Genomic DNA, 23,053 nt, shown 5'->3' with positions numbered 1-23,053 from the left:
CACCTCCCCCCCTTTCGGCGGGCTGCGGACACCCACCCGGCTACACCACACCCCGGGGCGGGGGGGGCCCCCCCCCCCCCCCCACGCGCCCCTGATGGTGCTCTCCCCGGTTTCGCCCTACGCGGCCTTGCCCAGCTGCGCCGGAACCTCCGGCATGAGCCCCTGCCGCTGCCGCTTGCGCCCGAACCGCGGCATGCCCAGCGTGATGAACGCTTCCGCCTGCATCGCGGCGAAGCCGATCCGCGGGAGGTCGCGGGTCTGCTGGTAGACCAGGAACCGGGGCTCCCAGACCGGCTGGAACTTCGCGTTGAACTTGTACAGCGACTCGATCTGGAACCACCGCGACAGGAACACCAGCAGCCCGCGCCAGGCCCGCAGCACCGGCCCGGCGCCGATCCGCTCGCCGCGGGCGAGCGCCGAGCGGAACATCGCGAAGTTCAGCGAGACCCGACGGATGCCCATCGCGCCGACCTCCTGGAGGGCAGCGACGATCAGCAGTTCGTTGAGGCCGGGGTCGGCCTCCCGGTCGCGGCGCATCAGTTCCAGCGAGATGCCGTCGTCGCCCCACGGGACGAAGTGCAGCACGGCCTTCAGGTCGTCGCCGCCGGAAGCGCCCTCCCCCTCCTCGGGGGCCTTGTGCGCCGTGACGACCACGCAGTCGTCGTCGCCGGCGTCGCCGAAGCGGCCGAGCGCCATGGAGAAGCCGCGTTCGGTGTCGGTGCCGCGCCAGCGGGCGGCCGCGTCAGCGATCTGGCGCTTCTCCTCCAGGGTGAGGTCGCCGACCCGGCGGACCTTGCAGGAGTAGCCGTTGCGTTCGATCCGCTTGACCATCTGGCGGACGTTGCGCATGGCGCGGCCGGAGAGCGAGAAGGTGGAGGTGTCGACGATGGCCTCGTCGCCGAGTTCGAGCGCGTCCAGGTCGGCCTCGCGGGTCCAGACCTCACCGCCGACCTCGGAGCAGCCCATGACGGCGGGCACCCAGGCGTGTTCGCGGGCGGTGGTCATGAAGACCTTGATCGCGCCGGGCCAGGCCTCGACGTCGCCGACCGGGTCGCCGGAGGCGAGCATCACGCCGGAGACCACCCGGTAGGAGATCGCGGCCTTGCCGGTGGGCGAGAACAGCACGCTCTTGTCGCGGCGCAGCGCGAAGTAGCCGAGCGAGTCGCGCTTGCCGTGCCGGGCGAGCAGTTCGCGGACCTTGAGTTCGTCCTCGGGGGTGAGCTCGGGTTCGGGCTTCTCGGGGCGCAGCGCCAGGTACGCGGTGGTGAGCGCGGTGACCAGGCCGAGCGCGCCGAGCGAGTAACCGACCAGGTCGCTGATCCGCTCGCTGGTGTAGTGGATCGGGCCTTCGAAGCCGAACAGGCCGTAGCCGACGTGCTCCAGCCGCTGGTACAGCGACGGGTCGCCGATCTCGTACTTCCACCGGACGGAGACGATCGCCATGCCGATCAGCACCGAGACGGTGCCGAGCACGACGAAGTTGAGCGCCGCGCGCCAGCGGGTGCGCGGGTCGGCCTTGGCGTAGAACTCGCGCTGGTGGATCAGCATCACCACGAACAGCGCCAGCGAGATCGCGGCCTGGACGAACTGGTGCCAGCGCAGCATGTGGAGCGCGGCACCGATCGGCAGCAGCACGCACACGGCGCGCCAGGCGCGCCGCTTGCGGCGGCGCAGCGCGTGCGCGAGCAGCACCAGCACCATGCCGACCATCAGGGTGCCGGCGGCGGCGAGCGTGGTGGTGCCGCCGGGCAGCTGACCGGCCCAGGTGTGCATCCGGGTGGCCCGGAACCGGGGGAAGACCGCGGAGGTGATGTCGATCAGGCCGATCGCCAGACAGGCGTACCCGACGACACCCGGCAGCCACTGCCTCGGTACGGCGGAGGCTTGGGACCGGAGCGCCTGCAGCCCCCGCCGGCGGGGCTGGTCGGATGTCGTCTCAGCAGACACGGGAGCGCTCATGGGAACCCAGCCTAGAGGCACCCGGGCGCTGCTCGCGCACCCCGGGCGCCGGGTTGTGATGAACCTTCATGACTGTTCCTTTTTCTGGCAATCCGCACGTCAAGAGGGGTACACCGGGCGGAGGAAAGGGCCCGCCCGGGGCTCGGTTCGAACGGCTGCGCTCATTGGACCGGGGGACGCGGCGGGTACCACCGATGCCGCACCTGTGGCCGCCGGCCCGGCGGTTCGGCGCGATTCCAACCCGTGGACGCCGCATTCTAGGGCGACGGTTCCCGTTCGTGCAGTCATCCGGTCGTACTGGTTTCCGACGCTCGGTCAGACTACCCCCACTCGCACCCGACGGACCGTCAAACAACGTTGACCGAGCGGGAGTCGAGGAGGGCCGGACGGCATGGAGCTGACCAGCCGGACACTGGTGTACGTGCTGACCGTGGTGGGTGTGGCGGCCCTGATCGCCACCCTCTGGCTGTGGCCGCGACTGTCCCGGCAACGGCCGCTTCCGGTGCTGGGGCGACTAGGGCTACTGACAGTCACTCAAGTGGCGGCGCTTTCGGTGCTGCTCCTGTCGGTGAACAACGCCTACGGCTTCTACACCTCCTGGAACGACCTGCTCCGCCCCGGCAAGGCCGCCCCACTGGCCCTGAACACCGGGCGCTCCCCCGGCGCCGCCCCCGAGACCGACAAGCTGGTGCAGCCGACCACCGACGGCGGTCTGGAGACGGTCAAGGACGTGCTGCCGGCCGGGCCGCCCGAGCAGGTCGGCCGGGTCGACTCGGTGCGGCTGACCGGCACCGAGTCCGGCCTGTCGGATCAGATGTTCGTCTATCTGCCGCCCGAGTACTTCAACCCCCGCTACAACCGCGAGCACTTCCCGGTGCTGGTCGCGCTGGCCGGCTACCCCGGCCCGACGCTGCACCTGGTCGAGAACCTCCAGCTGCCACAGACCGCCGCCGAACTGCAGCGCACCGGACAGATGGCCCCCACCGTGATCGTGATGGCCCGCCCCACCGTCGCCCCGCCGCGGGACACCGAGTGCGTGGACGTGGCGGGCGGCCCGAAGACCGAGACCTGGTTCGTCAAGGACGTGCCGGCCGCGCTGCGCTCCGCGTACCGGGTGGGCCGTACGGCGGAGTCCTGGGGCGTGTTCGGCTACTCCACCGGCGGCTCCTGCGCGCTGCGGCTGGCGATGCGTCACCCCGACGTGTACCGGAACGCCGCCGGGATGCACCCGGACTACGTCGTCCCGAACGACCGGTGGACCGACGGTGACCTGTTCGGGGGCGACGCGGACGCCGCCAAGCACGCCGACCTGAACTGGCGGCTGAAGAACCTGCCCGCGCCGGCCTCGACCCTGCTGGTGGTCTCCACCCACGCCGAGGACGACTACCCGGCGACCGAGAAGTTCCTCAGCGCCGCGAAACAGGCCGCCGCCGACCACCCGGAATTCCTGATCGACTCGCTGCTGCTGCCGGACGGCGGCCACACCTTCGACACCTGGCGCCGCGAACTGCCGGCCACCCTGGAGTGGCTCAGCGACCACCTCGCACCCCCGCAGGACCGCGAACCGCGGCCCTGACGGGGGCATCCCTCCCAGGTACTGCCTCTATCGCCCGATGATGAGGCTCATCGCCTCGGCCCGGGTCGCGGGGTCGCGCAGCTGGCCGCGCACCGCCGAGGTGACGGTGGTGGCGCCCGGCTTGCGGATGCCGCGCATCGACATGCACATGTGCTCGCACTCGATCACCACGATGGCGCCGCGCGGCTCCAGGATCCGCATCAGCGCGTCCGCGACCTGGCTGGTGAGCCGCTCCTGCACCTGGGGGCGGCGGGCGAACACGTCGACCAGCCGGGCCAGCTTGGACAGGCCGGTGATCTTGCCGCTGACCGCGGGGATGTAGCCGACGTGCGCGACGCCGCGGAACGGGACCAGGTGGTGCTCGCAGGTGGAGTACACCTCGATGTCCTTGACCAGCACCATCTCGTCGTGGCCGAGGTCGAAGGTGGTGGTGAGCACGTCCTCCGGCTGCTGCCACAGGCCCGCGAATATCTCCCGGTAGGCGCGCGCGACCCGGGCGGGGGTCTCCAGCAGGCCCTCCCGGTCCGGGTCCTCACCGACGGCGATGAGCAGTTCGCGGACGGCGTTCTCGGCCCGCTTCTGGTCGAACTCGCGGACGGGGAACTCACCGTCGAGCGTCACCGGATCGATCATGCGTGCCTCGCTGCTCGTCAAAGGGGAAAACAGTGTCCGTGCAGCACGAATGCCGCGCCTCCAGGGTACAAACCCCGGAAACGCGGCATCCATTCCGAACAGGTGCTCGGTCGGTCAGCTCTCGACCTGGCCGCCGTCGGCCGGCGGCAGCTTCACGGTGTCGACCGGGCTGTCGTTGCCGGAGACGGCGCCGTTGCTCAGCGCCAGCTCCTTCGGCGACTGCACCGGCGGCCGGGTGGACGGGGTGCGGCGGGCCGAGCCGGTCCACGCCGGACGCGGGGGACGCTTGATGACCGGAGCGAAGACCTCGGCGATCTGCTCCTTGTTCAGCGTCTCCTTCTCCAGCAGTTCGAGGACCAGGTTGTCGAGCACGTCGCGGTTCTCGACCAGGATCTCCCAGGCCTCGTTGTGCGCGGTCTCGATCAGCTTCTTGACCTCTTCGTCCACCAGCCCGGCGATCTCCTCGGAGTAGTCGCGCTGGTGGGCCATCTCGCGGCCCAGGAAGGGCTCGGAGTCGGAGGTGCCGAACTTGATCGCACCCAGGCGCTCGCTCATGCCGTACTGGGTGACCATGGCCCGCGCGGTGGCGGTGGCCTTCTCGATGTCGTTCGAGGCGCCGGTGGTCGGGTCGTGGAAGACCAGTTCCTCCGCCGCCCGGCCGCCCAGCATGTAGGCGAGCTGGTCGAGCATCTCGTTGCGGGTGGTCGAGTACTTGTCCTCGTCCGGCAGCACCATGGTGTAGCCGAGCGCGCGGCCCCGGGACAGGATGGTGATCTTGTGCACCGGGTCGGAGTAGTTGCAGGCCGCCGCGACCAGGGCGTGACCGCCCTCGTGGTACGCGGTGATCTTCTTCTCCTTGTCGGACATGATCCGCGAGCGCTTCTGCGGACCGGCCACGACGCGGTCGATCGCCTCGTCCAGCATCAGGTTGTCGATCAGCTTCTTGTCGGAGCGCGCGGTGAGCAGCGCCGCCTCGTTCAGCACGTTCGACAGGTCGGCACCGGTGAAGCCGGGGGTGCGCTTGGCGACGGCCGACAGGTCGACGTCGGGCGCGATCGGCTTGCCCTTCTGGTGCACCTTGAGGATGTCCAGCCGGCCCTGGAGGTCCGGGCGGTCAACGGCGATCTGCCGGTCGAAGCGGCCGGGGCGCAGCAGCGCCGGGTCCAGGATGTCGGGGCGGTTGGTGGCGGCGATCAGGATGACGCCACCCTTGACGTCGAAGCCGTCCATCTCGACCAGCAGCTGGTTGAGGGTCTGCTCGCGCTCGTCGTGACCGCCGCCGAGACCCGCACCGCGGTGCCGGCCGACAGCGTCGATCTCGTCGACGAAGATGATCGCCGGGGCGTTGGCCTTGGCCTGCTCGAAGAGGTCGCGGACCCGGCTGGCGCCGACACCGACGAACATCTCGACGAAGTCCGAGCCGGAGATCGAGTAGAACGGGACGCCCGCCTCACCCGCGACGGCGCGGGCCAGCAGGGTCTTGCCGGTACCGGGCGGGCCGTACAGCAGCACACCCTTGGGGATCTTCGCGCCGACCGCCTGGAACTTGGCCGGCTCCTGCAGGAACTCCTTGATCTCGTGGAGTTCCTCGACGGCCTCGTCGGCGCCCGCGACGTCCGCGAAGGTGGTCTTCGGGGTGTCCTTGGTGAGCAGCTTGGCCTTGGACTTGCCGAACTGCATGACCCGGGAGCCGCCGCCCTGCATCTGGTTCATCAGGAACAGGAAGACCACGACGATGATCACGATCGGCAGCATCGAGAACAGCAGGCTGACGAAGGTCGACTGCTTCTCGGGGCTGACGGTGTAACCGTCCGGGATCTGCCCGCCGGCGTACTTGGTCTGCAGGTTCCTGGCCAGATCGGCGGCCTGAACGTCGCCGGTGTAGGAGGCCTGGAAGCGGCTGCCGGACGGCGCTTTGCCGTTGGCGCCCGGCTTCAGCTTCTGGTTGTCCTGCAGCTGGATCTTGATGAGGTTCGAGTCACCGGTGGTGAGCTGCGCCGACTTCACCTGGTTGTTGTCGATCGCGCTGATGATCTGACCGGTGTCCGCAGTCTTGTAGCCGCTCGAGTCCGAGACGAGCTCCATCAACGCGAACACGGCGAGGGCGGCCAGCACGACCCACATGATCGGCGCACGGAAGTATCGCTTGACGTCCATCCATGCGGGGCGTCACCGCCCCGTCCCTCCTGCCATTCAACGGGCGCTGGTCGGCCGTGGGCCGCGGCGCATCCGATATGTGCTCGTCAGACGAGCGGTTGATTGGACCGTACCGCAGCGGCCCCCGCTCACGACGGGATCACACCACGGTGCAGCCTATTTTCCTACCCCCGCACAACGGGCGGGAACAAGGCACTGTTCCCACCCATCGCCCGAACGGTTCAGCCCCCGTAGACGTGCGGGGCCAGGGTGCCGATGAACGGCAGGTTGCGCAGCTTCTCCGCGTAGTCCAGGCCGTAGCCGACCACGAACTCGTTGGGGATGTCGAAGCCGACGTACTCGACGTCGATCTCCACCTTGGCGGCGTCCGGCTTGCGCAGCAGGGTGCACACCTTCAGCGAGGCCGGGCCGCGGGAACCGAGGTTGCCGAGCAGCCAGGACAGCGTCAGGCCGGAGTCGATGATGTCCTCGACGATCAGCACGTCGCGGCCGGCGATGTCGGTGTCCAGGTCCTTCAGGATGCGCACCACGCCCGAGGACTTGGTGCCCATGCCGTACGAGGAGACCGCCATCCAGTCCATGGTCACCTGGCTGTGCAGGGTCCGGGCCAGGTCAGCCATCACCATCACGGCACCCTTGAGGACGCCGACCAGCAGGAGGTCCTTCCCGGCGTAGTCCTGGTCGATCCGCGCGGCCAGCTCCACCAGCTTGGCGTCGATCTCGTCCTTGCTGATGAGCACCTTCGCGAGGTCTGCGCCCATGTCGTTCTGGTCCACCGGGGATACGTCCTCAAACGTTCGGGGTCTGGGTTCGGCGGCGGCGGTACGACTGGTTCGTGCTCAGTCGCCCTGCCGCCGAAACACCAGCGTGCCACACCGGCGCACGGCTTCGACGCCCCCGGGTAGGTGCAGGGGGCCCTGGCCGCGCCAGCCGGTGACCAGCAGGTCCACGGTTTCCAGGTGGCGGGCGAACAGGTCGCCGGCCGGGCAGCCCGCGCGCAGGGCCGCGCGACGCAGCACCCGACGGCGCACCGCGGGGGGCAGTTCGGAGAGCTTGCCCACGTCGAGGGCCTCGTCGGGGCCGCGCAGGTCGCGTTCGGCGAGGGCCGCCCACTGGTCCAGCGCGTCCGCGTCGTCGCGGAACAGCCGGGCGGTGCGGGCAAGCGCCTCCACCACTCCGCCGCCGAGGTGCTTCTCCAGGACCGGCAGCACCTCGTGGCGGACCCGGGAGCGGGTGTAGGCCGGATCGGCGTTGTGCGGGTCGTCCCAGACCGGGATGGACTGCGCGGAGCAGGCCTGCCGGGTGGCGGCCCGGTCGAGCTCCAGCAGCGGGCGGCGGTAGCGGCCCTTCTGTGCGGGCATCCCGGCCAGCGAACGGGCGCCGGAGCCGCGGGCCAGGCCCAGCAGCACCGTCTCGGCCTGGTCGTCGCGGGTGTGGCCGAGCAGGACGGCGAGCGCGCCGTGGCGTTCGGCGGCGGAGTCCAGCGCGGCGTAGCGGGCCTCCCGGGCGGCGTTCTCCGGGCCGCCCTCGCGGCCGACGTGCACCGCGATCGCCTCCACCGGGTCCAGGCCCAGTTCGCGCAGCCGGACGGCGACCTGTTCGGCGCGTTCCGCGGAGCCGTCCTGCAGGCCGTGGTCGACGGTGACGGCGCCGACCCGCAGGCCGAGCTTGGGGGCCTCGAAGGCGGTGGCGGTGGCCAGGGCCATCGAGTCGGCGCCGCCGGAGACCGCGACCAGAACCAGCGGGGAGCCGGGGGCGGCCGGGGTGCGGGGCAGGCCGGAGGGGTGGCGGCGGGCATTGCCGATCAACGTGCCGGGCACCGTGGCGGTGGTGGCCAGCGCGGGCAGCGGGGCGGCCTGCGCCGGCGGCGCGGTGCGGACGGCGCGCACCGGCTCTCCGGGGGTGACGCCCGCCTCGGCGGCGAGCTCGGCGAGGGTACGGCGGACGGCGAGGCGTATCGCCGCGACAGCGGGGTGTGGGCCCATGGTTGGCACTCCTTGGCGGAGGGGGGGTACGTCGGCCGCCTGTCAGCTCTCTGTCACCAGGCGCTCACAGATGGTCGCAGAATCCGGCCACCGCCCACGCCCTCCGCGCCAACGGCGGATCCACGGTCCCACGTACGGGTGAATGGAGAAACGTTACGTCTGCCGCCAGGTGTACGACTCGCCCGGTTGACCGTCCACCGCGGGCCGCACCTGCCGCCCGACCGGGCGCTGCTGGGCATCCGCCTCAGCCGACCACCCGGGCCACCCAGGACGCCGGGTCGTGGATCTCGTCCTTGGTGGGCAGCGTGTTCGGCGAGGTCCACACCCGGTTGAAGCCGTCCATCCCGGCCCGCTCCACCACGCCGCGGACGAACACCGCGCCGTCCTGGTACTGGCGCAGCTTGGCGTCCATGCCGAGCAGTCGGCGCAGCACCAGGTCGAGCCGGCCGCTGCCGCGGTCGCGGCGGCGCTGGAACTTCTCCCGGATCTCCGCCACCGAGGGCACCACGGCCGGGCCGACGCCGTCCATCACCACGTCGGCGTGGCCCTCCAGCAGCGACATCACGGCGGTCAGCCGGGCCAGGATCTCCCGCTGCGCGGGCGTCTGCACCAGGTCGACGAGGCTGCCCGCGGTGGAGCCGTTGCCGCGGCCGCCGAAGCCCGGCAGGCCTCCGAGCGCCTCGCGCAGCCGGTCCAGCAGCGCCGAGGGGTCGACGTCGGTCTGCGCCAGGAACTCCTGCACCTCGGACTGGATGTGGTCGCGCAGCCAGGGCACCGCGGTGAACTGGGTGCGGTGGGTCTCCTCGTGCAGGCACACCCAGAGCCGGAAGTCGTGCGGGTCGACGTCGAGTTCGCGCTCCACCTGGACGATGTTCGGCGCCACCAGCAGCAGCCGTCCGGGCGGCATCGCCAGGCCCCGGCGCGGCTGGTCGAACAGGCCCTCGGGGCTGTCCGGGGCGGTGGGCAGCTCGGCAGGGGCGAAGGTCTCGTACTGGCCGAGCACCTTCGCCGACAGGAACGCCAGCACCGCGCCGACCTCCACGCCGGTGGCCTTGGCGCCCACCGAACCGACCGCCGCCGTGCCCGGGCCCTCCGGGCGGCGGGCCGCCAGCCGGTCCGTCAGCGGGCGGACCACGGTACGGAAACCCGCCACATTGGCCCGCACCCAGCCGGGCCGGTCGACCACCAGCACGGGGGTGCCGGGGGTGTCCTCGCCCGTTCCCATCCGGGTGAACTCGCGCACGTGCCGCTCGGCCTCGACGGCATGCCGGCGCAGTTCGGAGACCACCGCACGGGCCTCCTCCCGGCCGATCCGGGGCCCGGGCCGGGCCAGGCGCACCGCGGTCGCCACCGCGAGATCCCAGTCGACCATCTCCGCACCGCTGTTCGCGCTCGTCATGCCCTCACGGTACGTGCTCGCCCCCGCCCCCGGGAGACAACTGGGCGTCCGGACAGGCCCCTGGTCTGTCCGGGGGCCTGTCCGGCCCGTTGACGGCGGGTCAGCGGGCCGACGGGGTGTCACCGGGTGATCAGCACCCGCAGGCGGCGAGCTTCGCGACGATCCGGTCGACCGCGGCGCGGGCCGCGGTCGGGTCGGCGCCGGTGCGGGTCATCAGCGCGAACGCCAGCACCCGGCCGTCGGCGTCGACCACGGTGCCGGCCAGCGTGTTGACGCCCTGCAGGGTGCCGGTCTTGGCGCGCACGATGCCGGCCGCCTCGCCGGCCCCGGACTTGGCGCCGAACCGGCCGGCCAGGGTGCCGGTGAAGCCCGCGACCGGCAGGCCGGTGATCACCGGGCGCAGCTCCGGGTGCTGCGGGGAGGCGGCCTCGGCGAGCAGCTTCACCAGGGTGATCGGCGGGATCAGGTTGGCCTTGGCCAGGCCGCTGCCGTCGGTGAGCACCACGCCGGTCATCGGCACCCCGAGCTTGCCGAGTTCGGCGGTGACGGCGCTCGCGCCGCCCTCGAAGCTGGCGGGCTGCTTGGCGGCGAGCGCGGCCTGCCGGGCGACGGCCTCGGCGAGCTGGTTGTCGGAGGTGGTGAGCATCCGCTCCACCACCCGTCCGATCTCCGGCGACTCTACCCGGGCCAGTTCCTTGGCCCCGGCGGGGGCGGTGGCCTGGCCTGCCTTGTTCTGGACGGTGACGCCTTCGGCCTTCAGCAGGTTCGCGAAGGTCTCGGCGGCCTGCCCGGCCGGGTCGAACACCCGGGCCGGGGCCTCGTCGACGGAGCGCGGGTCGATCCGGCCCTCGTCGACCATCAGTGGGGTGACCGCGGCGATGTTCATCGCGTCGTGGTCCTTGTGCAGCAGCGGGCCGCTGTACAGCGAGGTGTCGTAGGACAGCTTGACGCTCGTGGTGCCGGCCGCCTTCAGCGCGGTGGCGGTGCGGCGGGCCAGGTCGGCCATCGAGGCGGGTGCGCTGTCCGCGTCCACGGGGGCGCCGCCGATCCGGATCTGATCGGTGGGCAGCGCCGTCAGGGTGGGGTCGCCGCCGCCGACCAGGGTGATCTCACCGGGGGTGGCGCCCTGCACCACGGTGGTGGCGATCCGGTGGCCGGCCGGCAGCAGCGCCAGGGCGGCGACCGCGGTGGCCAGCTTGGTGGTGGAGGCGGGCGTGGCCGGGGCGTTCTCCTGCGCGCCGAACAGCAGCTCGCCGGTGGCGGCGTCGGCGACCGCGAAGTTCAGGGTGCCCAGCGACTTGTCCTGGACGGTGGCGCCGAGCGCGCCGCGCAGCCCGCTGCCGGTCGGCGGGTGGCTGTCGCCGGCGTCCCCGGCCGGCAGCACCGGGCCCTTGACCGGGACGGCCCGGTGCCGGTCCCCGCGCCGGTCCTGCTTGCCGCGGCCGTTGCCCTGCCCGTCCCCGCCCTGCCCGTGCCCGTCGTCGGCGTGTTTGCCGTGCCCGTCCGAGCGGCTGGCGCCCGGCGAGGGCTGGGCCAGTGCCGGATCGGCGACGGTCAGCACTCCCGCCGCCAGCGCCACCCCCAGGACCCCGACGAGCGCCGTCCTGCGCCCGCGTCCCACCCCTGTCCCTGATCTCACCGACCGGCCCCTTTCCCGAGCACTCCCTGCCGTAGGAGACACTTGGATTCTGTCAGTCCCCACCCTTGGAGGAAGCGTTGGAGTTCGACGTCCTGATCGAGATCCCGAAGGGCTCGCGCAACAAGTACGAGGTCGACCATGAGACCGGTCGCCTCCGTCTGGACCGCATGCTCTTCACCTCGACCCGCTACCCGGCCGACTACGGCTACGTCGAGGGCACCCTCGCGGACGACGGCGACCCGCTGGACGCGCTGGTCATCCTGGAGGAGCCGACCTTCCCGGGCTGCCTGATCAAGTGCCGCGCCATCGGCATGTTCCAGATGACCGACGAGGCCGGCGGCGACGACAAGCTGCTGTGCGTCCCGGCGACCGACCCGCGCTGGTCGCACCTGCAGGACATCAACGACGTGTCGGAGTTCGACCGTCTGGAGATCCAGCACTTCTTCGAGGTCTACAAGGACCTGGAGCCCGGCAAGTCCGTCCAGGGCGCCGACTGGGTCGGCCGGGCCGAGGCCGAGGCCGAGGTCGAGGCCTCGATCAAGCGCCTCCAGGAGCAGGGCGGCCACTGAGCCTTCACGCCCTTCGGGGTGGCCCGCAGTGCCCGTGCGAGGGGCGGGAGTCCGACACCGGACTCCCGCCCCTCGCCGGTTTCCGGCGGCCGGTCAGCCGTCGTTGTCGTCGAGCCTGAACCCGACCTTCAGGCCGACCTGGAAGTGCTTCACCGCCCCGTCCTCGATGTGGCCGCGGACCTGCACCACCTCGAACCAGTCGAGGTGGCGCAGGGTGCGGCCGGCGCGGGCGATGCCGTTGCGGATGGCGGCGTCCACCCCCTCGTGCGAGGAGCCGACGATCTCGGTGACCCGGTAGGTGTGGTCGGACATGGCAGGTACTCCCTGTGCGGCGGTGGCGGGCACTCCCCCGCCGTCCACCGTGCACCAGAGCGCCGGGGCGGGCATCCCGGCTTCGCCCGACGGGGCGTCAGAACGCCGCGCGGACCTCGCCGACCACCGCGCCGCCGCCGTGCAGCGGGGCGGAGGCGATCCGTTCCAGCACCGGGTCCTGGACGCCGAGGCGGCGCAGCGCGGCCGCCAGCACCGGGCCGCGGGCGCGCTCCGCGCCGTCCTCGATCTTGAACGCCAGGGCCCGGCCGTCGGCCAGCGCGACCACCTGGACGGCCTCGGCGCCCATCTTGGACAGCGTGCCGGGCACCGCACGCATCAGCCAGGTGTCGGCCCGGCGGGTGCCGGCCACGTACTCGGGGTGGGCACGCATCGCGTCGGCCACCCGGCGCTGCACGGTGCCGGGCTCGGCCAGCACCAGGGCGCGGTAGCCGCGGGCCAGGCCGATCAGCGAGACGGCCAGCAGCGGGGCGCCGCAGCCGTCGGTGCCGGTGTGCGCGGCCGGCTCGCCGGTGGTCTCCTCCAGCGCGGTACGGGCCAGGCGCTGGATCGGGTGTTCGGGGTCGAGGTAGGACGCCAGGTCCCAGCCGTTGGCGGCGCAGGCGGCCAGCCAGCCGGCGTGCTTGCCGGAGCAGTCCATCATGATCGGCGCCCGTTCGCCGCCGGAGCGCAGCAGTTCCTCCGCCTCGACCTCGTCCAGCGGCAGCTCGGCGGGGGTGCGCAGGGCGGCCTCGGTGAGGCCCGCGTCGGCCAGCATCCGGCGGACCGCGGCCCGGTGGAAGGGCTCCGCGGAGTGGCTGGAGGCGGCCAGTGCGAGCTGCTCGCCGTGCAGCTCCAGGCCGGCCCGCAGGGTGGCCATCGCCTGGAACGGCTTGGCGGTGGAGCGCGGGTAGACCGGCTGATCGGGGGTGCCCAGCGTGTACGCGACGGTGCCGTCGGCGTCGAGCAGGACCAGCGAACCGCGGTGGCGGCCCTCGGTGAAACCGGAGCGTATGACCTCGGCGAGGGCGGGCAGGGCGGACTGCGACACGGGTGGTCTCCAGGACGTGCGGTGAGGGTGGGTGGGCTCCGGCCGCGTCCCGACCGCTCAGCCTCCGCCGAGCAGGTCCTCGACCCGGGCCTCCCCCTCACGGTACCTGCGGGTGATCTCCGCCCCGCAGTCGTCCGCGGTGCGCTGCAGCGCCTGGCGGCGGCCGGACACCTCGCGCTCGTGCTCGGCCAGCCGTTCGACGGCGGACAGCAGGTCGGCGGTGGCGTGCGCGCCGAGGTCGGCCAGTTGGACGTCGCCCATCAGGGCGTCCGCCTCCAGCCGGTAGCGCTCGCCGCGGGGCGGGCCGAGGGTCAGGTGCCGGGCCGGGCGGCGGGTCGCGGACGGGGCGTCCGCCAGGATCGCGGGCAGCCGGTCGAGCAGCGCGCACTGCGCCTCGCTGGCGCCGGCCAACGGGATCTCCCGACGCTGGAGTTCGGCCCGCAGGATGTCCATCCGGCCGTGCAGCAGGCGGCGCAGGTACGACAGGTCGGCCTCCTGCTCCAGGGCGTCCCGGCGCAGCACCCGCAGTTCCTCCAGGGCCAGGCCGGCCAGCCCGTCGAGCGCGCTCACGTCCATCAATCCGACCACCTGCCGTAGTACCTGTGCCCGCCGATCGCACGGCCGCCCGCCACTCAGGGTTCCCCCCGGCGGGCGATGCCACTCGTGCGGGTGACGCGGTTCGCCGGGACGACGGACGCCCCCTCGGGGCCCGGATGGCTCCGGGCCGTCGGACAGCGTGCCACCCCGGGCCCCGGCGCCGCACGCCCGTGTACCCGGATGGCCCCCTGGCGAACACCCCTGGCTAGTACGAAGAATTCGCGCCATGGGTTCACCTGCACCGATCGGGGCGCATCACGTGCGACCCCGGCGTGCAACCGGAGGGTGCGCGCCCCCGGTACGGACGTGCGGGCACAATGGCGGCATGCGAGCAGTGGTGCAGCGGGTCGCCGAGGCGGCCGTGACGGTGGACGGCGAGACGGTCGGCGCGATCGAGGGGCCGGGCCTGTGCGTCCTGGTCGGCGCCACCCACGAGGACACTCCGGCGCAGGCCGCCCAACTGGCCCGCAAGCTGTGGACGCTGCGGCTGTTCCCCGGCAGCCCCGAACAGTCCTGCTCGGAACTCGGCGCCCCGCTGCTGGTGATCAGCCAGTTCACCCTGTACGGGGACGCCCGCAAGGGCCGCCGCCCCACCTGGAACGCCGCCGCCCCCGGCCCGGTCGCCGAACCGCTGGTGGACGCCGTGGTCGCCGAGCTCCGCGCCCTGGGCGCGAAGGTGGAGACCGGGCGGTTCGGCGCCGACATGAAGGTGTCGCTGGTGAACGACGGGCCGTTCACCGTCCTGCTGGAGGTCTGAGAACCGGTCAGGCCGGGACGATCACGTCCTGGCTGCCGGGCACGCCGTCGGCCAGCAGCACCGCGTCGACCGGGGTGTTGCGCTTGACCAGGGCCAGCGCGACCGGGCCGAGCTCGTGGTGGCGGGCCGAGGAGGTGACGAAGCCGACCGGACGGTCCTGGCCCTCGACGCGGACCTCGGCGCCGTGCCCGGGCAGCTTCTCCTCGGTGCCGTCCAGGTGCAGGAAGACCAGCCGGCGCGGCGGGCGGCCCAGGTTGTGCACCCGGGCGACCGTCTCCTGGCCGCGGTAGCAGCCCTTGTTCAGGTGCACCGCGCTGCCCAGCCAGTCCACCTCGTGCGGGATGGTCCGGTGGTCGGTCTCGAAGCCCAGGCGCGGCCGGTGCCCCTCGATCCGCAGCGCCTCGTACGCCCACACGCCTGCGGCCGGGCCGAACCCGGCGACGGCCTCGGCGAGTTCGGCGCGCGGGACGAACAGGTCGCGGCCCCACGGGAGTTCGCGCACCGCGGCGGCCCGGTCGGCGGGGGCGGTGGAGCCGGCCGGCAGGAACACCACGGCGTAGTCGGCGGTGGCGTCGGTGACCTCGGCCCGGTTCCAGAACTTCATCGACTCCAGGTACTTCACCAGCGCGGGCGCGGTGCCGGGCTCGACGTGGATCCAGGTGGTGGCGCCGTCGTCGACCAGGTAGAGGGCGTGCTCGACGTGCCCGTGCGGGGACAGCACCAGCGCCTCGGTGGCCTGCTGCGGCGGCAGTTCGCTGACGTGCTGGGTGAGCAGCAGGTGCAGCCAGCTCAGCCGGTCCGGGCCGGTCACGGTGATCACGCCGCGGTGCGACAGGTCCGTGAAGCCGCGCCCGGCGGCCAGTTCGCGCTGCTCGCGGAACAGGTTGCCGTAGTGGGCGGCGACCCCTTCGTCGGGACCTTCGGCGGCGACGGCGCCGGGCAGCGCAAGCAGCGGGCTCTTCATACCGGCCAGCCTAAAGCCTCGCCGTTACGACCGGCCGTCCTCCAGCTTCGCGGTGCAGTCCGCGCACCGGCCGAAGATGGCGAAGTGCTTCAGGTCGGTGTCGAAGCCGTGCTCGGTGCGCAGGCTGTCGATCAGCGGCGCGGCGATCGCGGTGTCGGTCTCGGTGACCTGGTCGCAGTCCCGGCAGACCAGGTGGAGGTGGGTGTGCCGGCCCGCCAGGTGGTAGGTGGGCGCGCCGTGCCCGAGGTGGGCGTGCGAGACCAGGCCGAGCTCCTCCAGGAGCTCCAGCGTCCGGTACACGGTGGAGATGTTGACGCCGCTGGCGGTGCGGCGGACCTGCGCCAGGATCTCGTCCGGGGTGGCGTGGTCGAGCACGTCGACGGCCTCCAGCACCAGCTGGCGCTGCGGGGTCAACCGGTAGCCGCGCTCGCGCAGGTCGGCCTTCCAGTCGGTGGTGTCGGTGTTCGCCACGGTGTCCCTGCCCGTTGAGAGGTCGTGCCGACCAGTGTAGGGACCGACCGCCGGGTCGGTCCCCCACTCGTCCACGCCGGTCCGCTCAGCGGAAGAACGCGATCCCGTCGTCCGGGAGGTCGTTGACGTCCTTGATCAGCTGCGCCGGGTTGAGCACCTTCTTCAGCTGCGCCGACATGTACGGCCGGAGCGGCACCTCGGGGGCGGCCTTCTCGCCGACCCACAGCAGCTCGTCCTTGACCAGGCCGAACAGGCGCTTGCCGCCGCTGTACGGGGCCGCGCCCTCGATCCGGGCGACCGCGTCGGTGGCCAGGTCGATCTGCGGCTTGCCGTCGTGCAGCTTGCCGTACCAGATCTCCACAGTGCCGTCGTCGCGCACCGAGGAGACCTCGATCTCGCGCTCGCCGCTGGTCCCGTGCTGGTTGCTGGTGACACGCCAGAACGCGTGCTCCATCTCCAGCGGGCGGACCTTCTCGCCCTGCTCGTCCAGCACCCAGGTGCGGGAACGGAACTCCAGGAAGGGTCGTCCGTCGTGACGGAAGACGATCTCCTGGCCGAAGTTGCACTTCTCGCTGCCGGGGAAGTCGTGCACACCCGCGCCCTCCCAGGTACCGAGGAGGAAGGCGAGCGGGACGACGTCCCGGTGGAGGTCGGAAGGAATCTCGATCATGATCCTGGCTGCTGTCGTCGGGCGGTTACCGGCTCAACCGTACGGCAGTGCTCAGCGCTGGCCCTGGTAGAGCTTCATGACCGAGAAGATGGCGAACCAGGTGATCAGCACGGCCACCAGAACCAGGACACTTTCGAAGAAGATCTCAAGACCGGACACGGTGTGCTCCCAGGGGCGGGTTCGACGGAGGAACGGGGCTTTCCACTACGGCCGGGAGTCTATCGGGCGGCCCCTGCGGCCGTAGTCTCTGGGGCATGTCGAAGAAGCTGGTCATCAAGGTCACCGCCGGTGCGGACGCGCCGGAGCGCTGCTCGCAGGCCTTCACCGTCGCCTCGGTCGCGGTCGCCAGCGGCGTGCCGGTCTCGCTCTGGCTCACCGGTGAGTCCTCGTGGTTCGCGCTGCCCGGCAAGGCCGCCGAGTTCGAACTGCCGCACGCCGCACCGCTGCCCGACCTGCTGGAGGCGATCCTCGCCGCCGGCACCGTCACCCTGTGCACCCAGTGCGCGGCGCGCCGGGACATCGGCCAGGCGGACGTCATCGAGGGCGTGCGGATCGCCGGCGCGCAGGTGTTCCTGTCCGAGGTGATGGCGGACGACGCCCAGGCGCTCGTCTACTGAGCGTCCGGGGGCTCCCGGTCCGGCCGGTCGCGGTCGTGGCCGGGCTGCTCCCAGTGCGGGTCGTCCCAGCGCGGGTCGTCCGCGCCCTCACCGCCCCACGGGTCCGTGGGTGGCTCGTGGTCCGGCCGGTCCCGGTCGTGGCCGCGCTGCTCCCAGCGCGGGTCCTCCCAGCGCGGATCGTTCCACCAGTCGTCGTCCTTGTCGCGCTTGTTGGCGAGGACGGCGGCCAGTGGCGGTATCAGCATGGCGACCACGCACATGCCGATGGCGGCGCCGACCGAGAAGAAGCGCACCACGCCCCAGGCGAGGACGAACAGCCCAAGGCAGACCGCCATCATCACGAAGTAGCGCACATGCCGCCGGTGTGCCTGCACGCTTCCAGGGTAGGCCGAAGGCCCCGGCCGCCAGAAGACGACCGGGGCCCTCACCACGGTCGTCAGACCGCGATCGCGACCTCGGTGAACTCACCCTGGGTGGCGACCACCTGGCGGTCCACGGTGGCGCCGGGCACCAGGGCCCGCAGGGTCCACTTGCCCGGGCGGGCGAAGAACCGGAACTGCCCGGTCGCCGAGGTCGGCACCTCGGCGGTGAACTCGCCGTTCTCGTCCAGCAGCCGCACGTAGCCGTTGACCGGCTCCTCGTTGCGGGTCACCGAACCCTGGATGATCGTCTCGTTCGCCACGTCAACTCCTGCCAGGTCCGGGCCGCCGGCCTTCGCACCGCACATGTCTGTTCTCCCTCTTCCTTGCTTCGCGCGAGCCGGGGCTCAGTTGCCGAGCTCGATCGGCACGCCGACCAGGCTGCCGTACTCGGTCCACGAGCCGTCGTAGTTCTTGACGTTCTGCTGGCCGAGCAGCTCGTGCAGGACGAACCAGGTGAGCGCGGAGCGCTCGCCGATCCGGCAGTAGGCGATGGTGTCGGTGGCCAGGTCGACGCCCTCGGCCTCGTAGAGCGCCTTCAGCGCGTCGTCGCTCTTGAAGGTGCCGTCGTCGTTGGCGTTCTTCGCCCACGGAATGTTCTTGGCGCTCGGCACGTGGCCGGGGCGCTGCGACTGCTCCTGCGGGAGGTGGGCCGGGGCGAGCAGCTTGCCGGAGAACTCGTCGGGCGAGCGGACGTCGACCAGGTTCAGGGTGCCGATCGCGTCGATCACGTCGTCGCGGAAGGCGCGGATCGAGGAATCGGCCGGCTGCGCGGTGTACTGGGTGGCGGCCCGCTCGGGCTGCTCGACGACCAGCTCGCGGGAGTCCAGCTCCCACTTCTTGCGGCCGCCGTCCAGCAGGCGGACGTCGCCGTGGCCGTACAGCTTGAAGTACCAGTAGGCGTAGGAGGCGAACCAGTTGTTGTTGCCGCCGTAGAGCACCACGGTGTCGTCGTTGGCGATGCCCTTGGCGGACAGCAGCGCCTCGAAGCCGGCCTGGTCGATGAAGTCGCGGCGGACCGGGTCCTGGAGGTCCTTCTTCCAGTCGATCCGGACCGCGTTGCGGATGTGGTTCTTGTCGTAGGCGGCGGTGTCTTCGTCCACCTCGACGATGACGACCTTCGGGTCGTCCAGGTGGGCCTGGACCCAGTCGGCATCGACCAGGACGTCGCTGCGGCTCATGTGCTGTTCTCCATCCGGGGGCGGTTGGCGGAAGGCTGCTGGAGGTTCTCCCGGGCCGCGTTGTCCGCACACCTGTCCGCATGCTGGGACGGCGTGAGGTGCGGCAGAGCCGGGGGAGTTGATCGTGAGGTGTGCTCGTCGTCCCCGACGCACCGGTGCGCAACTGCTACCGGTTCGCGGCGTCGGAACGGGGGCGGGCTTGCCGTGACTGGGGTCAGGACCGCCCGGTCAGCGCATTCGACAAAGGCAGCTCGACACGCGGCAGTGGTCTACCGCCCGCCGCTTTGTGAGGTCTGCCTGTCGCTTCATGACGACGATGCTAGGGACTCCGGAGGGGCGCTGTCATCATCGTGTCGAATAATGAGACCGGATCACTCGAATCCTGAGATTCACCGTCTTTCCGCCGTGCACGCACGCACGCCGGGGGCCCGGACCCCCGCACGGGGGCCGGGCGAACCGGTGCTGCGAAGGATTTTTCCGGCGGCGCTGGACAGCGCGTCTCGCCCACCGGACAGGCGCCGAGGAGCCTCAGTGCCCCAGCGACGTGCCGGGGGCGACCGTGAAGCGCAGCCGCACCCCGCCCGCCTCCGGGGTGGCCTCGGCCAGCGACAGGCCCTTGGGCAGGCCGGCCAGGTGGTACCGCTGAGGCTTCAGCCGGTCGCCCGCGACGCCCTTCAACACCGAAGCAGCGCCGGTCAGTTGGAGGTTGTCGACGACCAGGTCGTTGCCCTCGCTGCGCAGCTTGCCCTCGATCCCGCCACCGGGCACCGCGGCCTTCACCGTGCCGGGGCCGGCGTACTCCAGGCCGAGCAGGCCGCTGCCGTTCATGAACTTGGCGAGCTCCTTGTAATCCACCACGCCCTGGCCGTCACCGCGCCCGACCGTCACGCCCCGGTAGGAGTCCGTGAACTTCACCTGGGACAGGCTGGCCCGGAACGAGTGCACCGTCACCTTCTCCTTGCCGTCGGTGACGGTCATCCCGTCCGAGGAGAGGCTGACCTGGTCGAGCTCACCGGCCACCGCGCTGGTCAGGAAAGGGATGTCGCCGATCTCGACGTCCGGCTTGCCGGTCAGCCAGCCGGAGGAGACCGCGGCATCGGCGGCCTGGTCCTCCGCGACCCCCACGGCCACCCGGTCGGCGGCGACCAGCAGGGCGCCCACGACCCCCAGGCCGATCAGCAACTTCACCGCGCCACGCATCGCTTCCCCCTGAAACGCTCCGGCCGGGCCGCTCCGTCGACGAACCGGCCCCGAAGACAGGACGATCGCACGGATGCCCGGGTTCCGGCGCGGTACTCGGGCAAATGCGCGCTCAGCCCCCGGCGAACGGCGGCAGCACCTCCACCGTGCCGCCCTCGGTCAGCGGCACCGCGGCGTGCTCCCGGGCGCCGACCGGATCGCCGTCCACCAGGAACGAGCACATGGTCAGCACCCGCAGCAGCTCCGGCCGCCCGGCGTGCGCGGCCCGCACCTCGGCCAGCGCCTCCGCCAGCGTGGCGGCCAGGTACGGCTCCTCGGCCCGGCCCGCGGCGGACTTGGCGGCGGCCCAGTAGCGGACCGTCCCGCTCACCCGCACAGGTGAATCCGGCGTGGGACGGGCATCGGCGGTCCCGGTCACGGCAACCCCTCTCGGTGGTCCTCGCCCGGTACGGCGGCCGGCCCGGTGCGGCCCCCATCATCGCCCCCGGCCCCCGCCACCGGGCAAACCTCCCAGGTCATCACGGGGGCACAAGGTGTCGTACCTCACCCGTTCCGGAGCCGGTCGCGGGCCCGCGCGCCGCTCGAGCCACTCCCGGCCACGCGAGCGGTCGGCTATCCTCGATTCCGTAAGGGATCCGGGCAGAGTCGCCCCCGGGTCCTTTTGTGCTTTCAGGACGCCAGTAGGACGTTCTTGCGACCGGTGCCCCACCCGCACCGGCCGCCGGACCGGCCCCACCGCCGGCCGCACGACGACGTGTCGGCCGCCGGCGGACAGAGCGGAGGGTACGCCGATGGACGAGGCACCAGTGGGACGCCAGGGGTTGCGGGACCCCCGGCCGGCCACCGCCCCGTCCGCCGCCGCACCCTCCGGACTGTCGGCGCTCCCCCGCCCTGTACCGCGTCCGCCGTTCCCCCCGGCGGCCGCGACCGCGACGACCCGGAAAGGGGACTAACCGGGTATGAGTTCACTGCTCCTGCTGACCAACGCCCTGCAACCCTCCGCCGAGGTGCTGCCCGCACTCGGACTGCTGCTGCACAGCGTCCGGGTGGCCCCCGCCGAGGGGTCCGCCCTGGTCGACACCCCGAGCGCCGACGTGATCCTGGTCGACGGGCGCCGCGACCTGCCGCAGATCCGCAGCCTGTGCCAGCTGCTGCGCTCCACCGGCATCGGCAGCCCGCTGATCCTGGTGGTCACCGAGGGCGGCCTGGCCGCCGTCACCGCCGAATGGGGCATCGACGACGTGCTGCTCGACACCGCCGGACCGGCCGAGGTCGAAGCCCGGCTGCGGCTCGCCCTCGGCCGCCTCCAGGTCGCCGTCGACGATTCCCCGATGGAGATCCGCAACGGCGAGCTGTCCGTCGACGAGGCCACTTACTCCGCCAAGCTCAAGGGGCGCGTCCTCGACCTCACCTTCAAGGAGTTCGAGCTGCTCAAGTACCTGGCCCAGCACCCCGGCCGGGTGTTCACCCGGGCCCAGCTGCTCCAGGAGGTGTGGGGCTACGACTACTTCGGCGGCACCCGCACCGTGGACGTCCACGTGCGCCGGCTGCGGGCCAAACTCGGCGTCGAGAACGAGCAGTTGATCGGCACCGTGCGCAACGTCGGCTACCGCTTCGTGGTCCCCGAGCGGGCCGACAAGGGCACCGACCGGGCCGAGCCGAGCAGAGCCGCGGCACGCCGCGGACGCTGACCGGCCGTCGGACGGGCCGGGCGGCGGCACCCCTCGCCCGGCCCGCCCGGCTTGCCCGGATCGGTCCGATTCGGTCCGGAAAAGCGCCCCGTCCCACCGGGCAAGACCCCGGCGAGAGGCACCTGACCACACGCGTAGACTCCCCCCGTGGCCAAGGTGACGCGCGACGATGTAGCCCGACTGGCTGGGACCTCGACCGCGGTCGTCAGCTATGTGATCAACAACGGTCCCCGGCCGGTCGCCCCGGCCACCAGGGAAAAGGTGCTCGCCGCGATCGAGCAGCTCGGGTACCGCCCGAACTCCGTCGCCCAGGCGATGGCCTCCCGGCGCACCAACCTGATCGGCATGGTCGTCCCCGACGCCCGGCAGCCGTTCTTCGCGGAGATGGCGCACGCCGTGGAACGCGCCGCCTCCGAGCGCGGCAAGCTCGTGCTGATCGGCAACTCCGACTACGTCGACGACCGCGAGGTGCACTACGTCCGCGCCTTCCTCGGCATGCGGGTGTCCGGCCTGATCCTGGTCAGCCAGGGCCCCTCGCAGCGCGCCGCCGAGGAGTTCGCCGCCATGGAGGGCGCCAAGGTGGTGCTGCTGCACCGCCGCCCCGAGGCGATCGACGACGTCGCCGTGGTCACCGACGACGTCGGCGGCTCCGAACTGGTCGTCCGTCACCTGCTCGAAGTGCACGGCCACCCGTACGTGGCGTGCTTCGGCGGCCCGGTCGAATCGCCCGCCCCCGGCGACCCGGTCATCGACCACGTGGCCGGCTGGGAACTCGCCATGGCCGCGCACGGCCTGCCCACCGAGCCGCACCTGATCGACGCCCCGTTCCACCGCTACGGCGCCTACCAGGTCGCGCTCGAGCTGCTCGCCTCCGACCGGCGGCCGCCCGCGATCTTCTGCTCCACCGACGACCAGGCCATCGGCGTGCTGCGGGCCGCCCGCGAACTCGGCCTGAAGGTCGGCGAGGACCTCGCGGTGGCCGGCTTCGACGACATCCCCGAGGCCGGGTTCGCCGACCCGCCGCTCACCACCGTCGCCTCCGACCGGGACGCGATGGCCCGGGCCGCCGTCGACCTGGTCCTCGACGACTCGCTGATGGTGCCCGGCAGCGACACCGAACGGGTCCGCAAGTTCCCGTCCCGGCTGGTCGTGCGGCGTTCCTGCGGCTGCTCCGGCGAAACCGACTGACCTCCGGCCTGACCAGGCTTT

At 72.1% G+C, this 23,053-nt stretch carries 23 protein-coding genes and 1 pseudogene; 6 read left to right on the top strand and 18 right to left on the bottom strand.

Annotation, left to right across the window (positions count from 1 at the left end):
- Positions 1 to 117 precede the first annotated feature (117 nt).
- Positions 118 to 1,959: a phosphatidylglycerol lysyltransferase domain-containing protein gene (locus ACIHEI_RS00260; RefSeq protein WP_392946602.1), complete on the bottom strand. Its 1,842-nt coding sequence runs from the start codon at positions 1,957 to 1,959 to the stop codon at positions 118 to 120.
- 391 nt (positions 1,960 to 2,350) lie between these two features.
- On the opposite strand from ACIHEI_RS00260, the gene ACIHEI_RS00255 reads away from it, so the two are divergent.
- Positions 2,351 to 3,535, top strand: coding sequence for an alpha/beta hydrolase (locus tag ACIHEI_RS00255; RefSeq protein WP_392946600.1), 1,185 nt, complete (start codon positions 2,351 to 2,353; stop codon positions 3,533 to 3,535).
- A gap of 27 nt (positions 3,536 to 3,562) precedes the next feature.
- Here ACIHEI_RS00255 and folE read toward each other — a convergent pair whose 3' ends face one another.
- The 6 genes from folE to dacB form a co-directional block, all read right to left on the bottom strand.
- Positions 3,563 to 4,168: a GTP cyclohydrolase I FolE gene (gene folE, locus ACIHEI_RS00250; protein WP_387638704.1), complete on the bottom strand. Its 606-nt coding sequence runs from the start codon at positions 4,166 to 4,168 to the stop codon at positions 3,563 to 3,565.
- Between the two features lie 114 nt (positions 4,169 to 4,282).
- Entirely contained in the window at positions 4,283 to 6,325 is a 2,043-nt protein-coding gene (ftsH, locus tag ACIHEI_RS00245; protein ID WP_396605102.1) for an ATP-dependent zinc metalloprotease FtsH, read from the bottom strand.
- Between the two features lie 221 nt (positions 6,326 to 6,546).
- Positions 6,547 to 7,101: a hypoxanthine phosphoribosyltransferase gene (gene hpt / locus ACIHEI_RS00240; protein WP_043915585.1), complete on the bottom strand. Its 555-nt coding sequence runs from the start codon at positions 7,099 to 7,101 to the stop codon at positions 6,547 to 6,549.
- Between the two features lie 63 nt (positions 7,102 to 7,164).
- Positions 7,165 to 8,310 (bottom strand): tRNA lysidine(34) synthetase TilS, encoded by a 1,146-nt coding sequence (gene tilS, locus ACIHEI_RS00235; protein ID WP_396605101.1) that lies wholly within the window; start codon positions 8,308 to 8,310, stop codon positions 7,165 to 7,167.
- 244 nt (positions 8,311 to 8,554) lie between these two features.
- The gene (locus ACIHEI_RS00230; RefSeq protein WP_387865848.1) at positions 8,555 to 9,709 is read right to left on the bottom strand and encodes a zinc-dependent metalloprotease; all 1,155 of its coding nucleotides are present in this window, start codon (positions 9,707 to 9,709) and stop codon (positions 8,555 to 8,557) included.
- 130 nt (positions 9,710 to 9,839) lie between these two features.
- Complete coding sequence (gene dacB, locus ACIHEI_RS00225) at positions 9,840 to 11,330, bottom strand: D-alanyl-D-alanine carboxypeptidase/D-alanyl-D-alanine-endopeptidase (RefSeq protein ID WP_396605100.1); 1,491 nt, start codon at positions 11,328 to 11,330, stop codon at positions 9,840 to 9,842.
- A 95-nt stretch (positions 11,331 to 11,425) separates the two neighbouring features.
- Here dacB and ACIHEI_RS00220 point away from each other — a divergent pair, with 95 nt between their 5' ends.
- Positions 11,426 to 11,917: an inorganic diphosphatase gene (locus ACIHEI_RS00220; protein ID WP_387638715.1), complete on the top strand. Its 492-nt coding sequence runs from the start codon at positions 11,426 to 11,428 to the stop codon at positions 11,915 to 11,917.
- A gap of 93 nt (positions 11,918 to 12,010) precedes the next feature.
- Here the strand turns inward: ACIHEI_RS00220 and ACIHEI_RS00215 are convergent, their stop codons facing one another.
- From ACIHEI_RS00215 to ACIHEI_RS00205, 3 genes are all read right to left on the bottom strand, one after another.
- The gene (locus ACIHEI_RS00215) at positions 12,011 to 12,229 is read right to left on the bottom strand and encodes a dodecin (protein ID WP_396605099.1); all 219 of its coding nucleotides are present in this window, start codon (positions 12,227 to 12,229) and stop codon (positions 12,011 to 12,013) included.
- 97 nt (positions 12,230 to 12,326) lie between these two features.
- Positions 12,327 to 13,277: an asparaginase gene (locus tag ACIHEI_RS00210; RefSeq protein ID WP_396605098.1), complete on the bottom strand. Its 951-nt coding sequence runs from the start codon at positions 13,275 to 13,277 to the stop codon at positions 12,327 to 12,329.
- A 57-nt stretch (positions 13,278 to 13,334) separates the two neighbouring features.
- Positions 13,335 to 13,853, bottom strand: a complete 519-nt coding sequence (locus ACIHEI_RS00205) for an ABC transporter substrate-binding protein (RefSeq protein WP_392946583.1) — start codon at positions 13,851 to 13,853, stop codon at positions 13,335 to 13,337.
- 346 nt (positions 13,854 to 14,199) lie between these two features.
- On the opposite strand from ACIHEI_RS00205, the gene dtd reads away from it, so the two are divergent.
- Positions 14,200 to 14,631 carry a D-aminoacyl-tRNA deacylase gene (gene dtd / locus ACIHEI_RS00200; protein WP_035872970.1) on the top strand — a complete coding sequence of 144 codons (432 nt, stop codon included), beginning with the start codon at positions 14,200 to 14,202 and terminating at the stop codon, positions 14,629 to 14,631.
- A gap of 7 nt (positions 14,632 to 14,638) precedes the next feature.
- Here the strand turns inward: dtd and ACIHEI_RS00195 are convergent, their stop codons facing one another.
- The 3 genes from ACIHEI_RS00195 to ACIHEI_RS00185 form a co-directional block, all read right to left on the bottom strand.
- Entirely contained in the window at positions 14,639 to 15,595 is a 957-nt protein-coding gene (locus ACIHEI_RS00195) for a YgfZ/GcvT domain-containing protein (RefSeq protein WP_396605097.1), read from the bottom strand.
- A gap of 24 nt (positions 15,596 to 15,619) precedes the next feature.
- Positions 15,620 to 16,066 carry a Fur family transcriptional regulator gene (locus ACIHEI_RS00190; protein ID WP_387638729.1) on the bottom strand — a complete coding sequence of 149 codons (447 nt, stop codon included), beginning with the start codon at positions 16,064 to 16,066 and terminating at the stop codon, positions 15,620 to 15,622.
- A gap of 85 nt (positions 16,067 to 16,151) precedes the next feature.
- Entirely contained in the window at positions 16,152 to 16,736 is a 585-nt protein-coding gene (locus tag ACIHEI_RS00185) for an FABP family protein (RefSeq protein ID WP_043915577.1), read from the bottom strand.
- 254 nt (positions 16,737 to 16,990) lie between these two features.
- Between ACIHEI_RS00185 and ACIHEI_RS00180 the strand changes: the two genes are divergently transcribed.
- Positions 16,991 to 17,353, top strand: coding sequence for a DsrE family protein (locus tag ACIHEI_RS00180; RefSeq protein ID WP_392946574.1), 363 nt, complete (start codon positions 16,991 to 16,993; stop codon positions 17,351 to 17,353).
- Between the two features lie 122 nt (positions 17,354 to 17,475).
- Here the strand turns inward: ACIHEI_RS00180 and ACIHEI_RS00175 are convergent.
- The 5 genes and pseudogenes from ACIHEI_RS00175 to ACIHEI_RS00155 all read right to left on the bottom strand — a co-directional run.
- A pseudogene (locus ACIHEI_RS00175) lies at positions 17,476 to 17,727 on the bottom strand (DUF3099 domain-containing protein); the annotation flags it as partial.
- A 62-nt stretch (positions 17,728 to 17,789) separates the two neighbouring features.
- Positions 17,790 to 18,080, bottom strand: a complete 291-nt coding sequence (locus tag ACIHEI_RS00170; RefSeq protein WP_035864892.1) for a DUF1416 domain-containing protein — start codon at positions 18,078 to 18,080, stop codon at positions 17,790 to 17,792.
- Positions 18,081 to 18,119: 39 nt separating this feature from the next.
- On the bottom strand, positions 18,120 to 18,953 hold the full coding sequence (locus ACIHEI_RS00165; RefSeq protein WP_387638736.1) for a sulfurtransferase: 834 nt from the start codon (positions 18,951 to 18,953) through the stop codon (positions 18,120 to 18,122).
- A 528-nt stretch (positions 18,954 to 19,481) separates the two neighbouring features.
- Positions 19,482 to 20,153, bottom strand: a complete 672-nt coding sequence (locus ACIHEI_RS00160; protein ID WP_392946569.1) for a DUF2993 domain-containing protein — start codon at positions 20,151 to 20,153, stop codon at positions 19,482 to 19,484.
- A gap of 112 nt (positions 20,154 to 20,265) precedes the next feature.
- On the bottom strand, positions 20,266 to 20,523 hold the full coding sequence (locus ACIHEI_RS00155) for a MoaD/ThiS family protein (protein WP_396605096.1): 258 nt from the start codon (positions 20,521 to 20,523) through the stop codon (positions 20,266 to 20,268).
- A gap of 589 nt (positions 20,524 to 21,112) precedes the next feature.
- Between ACIHEI_RS00155 and ACIHEI_RS00150 the strand changes: the two genes are divergently transcribed.
- Both ACIHEI_RS00150 and ACIHEI_RS00145 read left to right on the top strand, forming a co-directional pair.
- Entirely contained in the window at positions 21,113 to 21,844 is a 732-nt protein-coding gene (locus ACIHEI_RS00150; RefSeq protein ID WP_387638744.1) for a response regulator transcription factor, read from the top strand.
- A 147-nt stretch (positions 21,845 to 21,991) separates the two neighbouring features.
- On the top strand, positions 21,992 to 23,032 hold the full coding sequence (locus ACIHEI_RS00145; RefSeq protein ID WP_392946562.1) for a LacI family DNA-binding transcriptional regulator: 1,041 nt from the start codon (positions 21,992 to 21,994) through the stop codon (positions 23,030 to 23,032).
- Positions 23,033 to 23,053 lie beyond the last annotated feature (21 nt).

Origin of the sequence: Kitasatospora sp. NPDC051984 (genome assembly GCF_044593455.1) — a bacterium.
Taxonomy (GTDB): Bacteria; Actinomycetota; Actinomycetes; order Streptomycetales; family Streptomycetaceae; genus Kitasatospora.
The sequence above is the reverse complement of the archived record's forward strand: the minus strand, read 5'-3'. Positions and strand labels throughout refer to the sequence as shown.

Bases quoted from the DNA above. Each gene is read 5' to 3' on its own strand.
- ACIHEI_RS00255 (WP_392946600.1), top strand. From the start codon at position 2,351: ATGGAGCTGACCAGCCGGACACTGGTGTACGTGCTGACCGTGGTGGGT.
- ACIHEI_RS00195 (WP_396605097.1), bottom strand. From the start codon at position 15,595: ATGAAGAGCCCGCTGCTTGCGCTGCCCGGCGCCGTCGCCGCCGAAGGT.
- ACIHEI_RS00170 (WP_035864892.1), bottom strand. From the start codon at position 18,080: ATGTGCGGTGCGAAGGCCGGCGGCCCGGACCTGGCAGGAGTTGACGTG.
- ACIHEI_RS00160 (WP_392946569.1), bottom strand. From the start codon at position 20,153: ATGCGTGGCGCGGTGAAGTTGCTGATCGGCCTGGGGGTCGTGGGCGCC.
- ACIHEI_RS00185 (WP_043915577.1), bottom strand. From the start codon at position 16,736: ATGATCGAGATTCCTTCCGACCTCCACCGGGACGTCGTCCCGCTCGCC.
- ACIHEI_RS00260 (WP_392946602.1), bottom strand. From the start codon at position 1,959: ATGAGCGCTCCCGTGTCTGCTGAGACGACATCCGACCAGCCCCGCCGG.
- ACIHEI_RS00150 (WP_387638744.1), top strand. From the start codon at position 21,113: ATGAGTTCACTGCTCCTGCTGACCAACGCCCTGCAACCCTCCGCCGAG.
- ACIHEI_RS00230 (WP_387865848.1), bottom strand. From the start codon at position 9,709: ATGACGAGCGCGAACAGCGGTGCGGAGATGGTCGACTGGGATCTCGCG.
- ftsH (WP_396605102.1), bottom strand. From the start codon at position 6,325: ATGGACGTCAAGCGATACTTCCGTGCGCCGATCATGTGGGTCGTGCTG.
- folE (WP_387638704.1), bottom strand. From the start codon at position 4,168: ATGATCGATCCGGTGACGCTCGACGGTGAGTTCCCCGTCCGCGAGTTC.
- tilS (WP_396605101.1), bottom strand. From the start codon at position 8,310: ATGGGCCCACACCCCGCTGTCGCGGCGATACGCCTCGCCGTCCGCCGT.
- ACIHEI_RS00215 (WP_396605099.1), bottom strand. From the start codon at position 12,229: ATGTCCGACCACACCTACCGGGTCACCGAGATCGTCGGCTCCTCGCAC.
- dtd (WP_035872970.1), top strand. From the start codon at position 14,200: ATGCGAGCAGTGGTGCAGCGGGTCGCCGAGGCGGCCGTGACGGTGGAC.
- ACIHEI_RS00165 (WP_387638736.1), bottom strand. From the start codon at position 18,953: ATGAGCCGCAGCGACGTCCTGGTCGATGCCGACTGGGTCCAGGCCCAC.
- ACIHEI_RS00205 (WP_392946583.1), bottom strand. From the start codon at position 13,853: ATGGACGTGAGCGCGCTCGACGGGCTGGCCGGCCTGGCCCTGGAGGAA.
- ACIHEI_RS00180 (WP_392946574.1), top strand. From the start codon at position 16,991: ATGTCGAAGAAGCTGGTCATCAAGGTCACCGCCGGTGCGGACGCGCCG.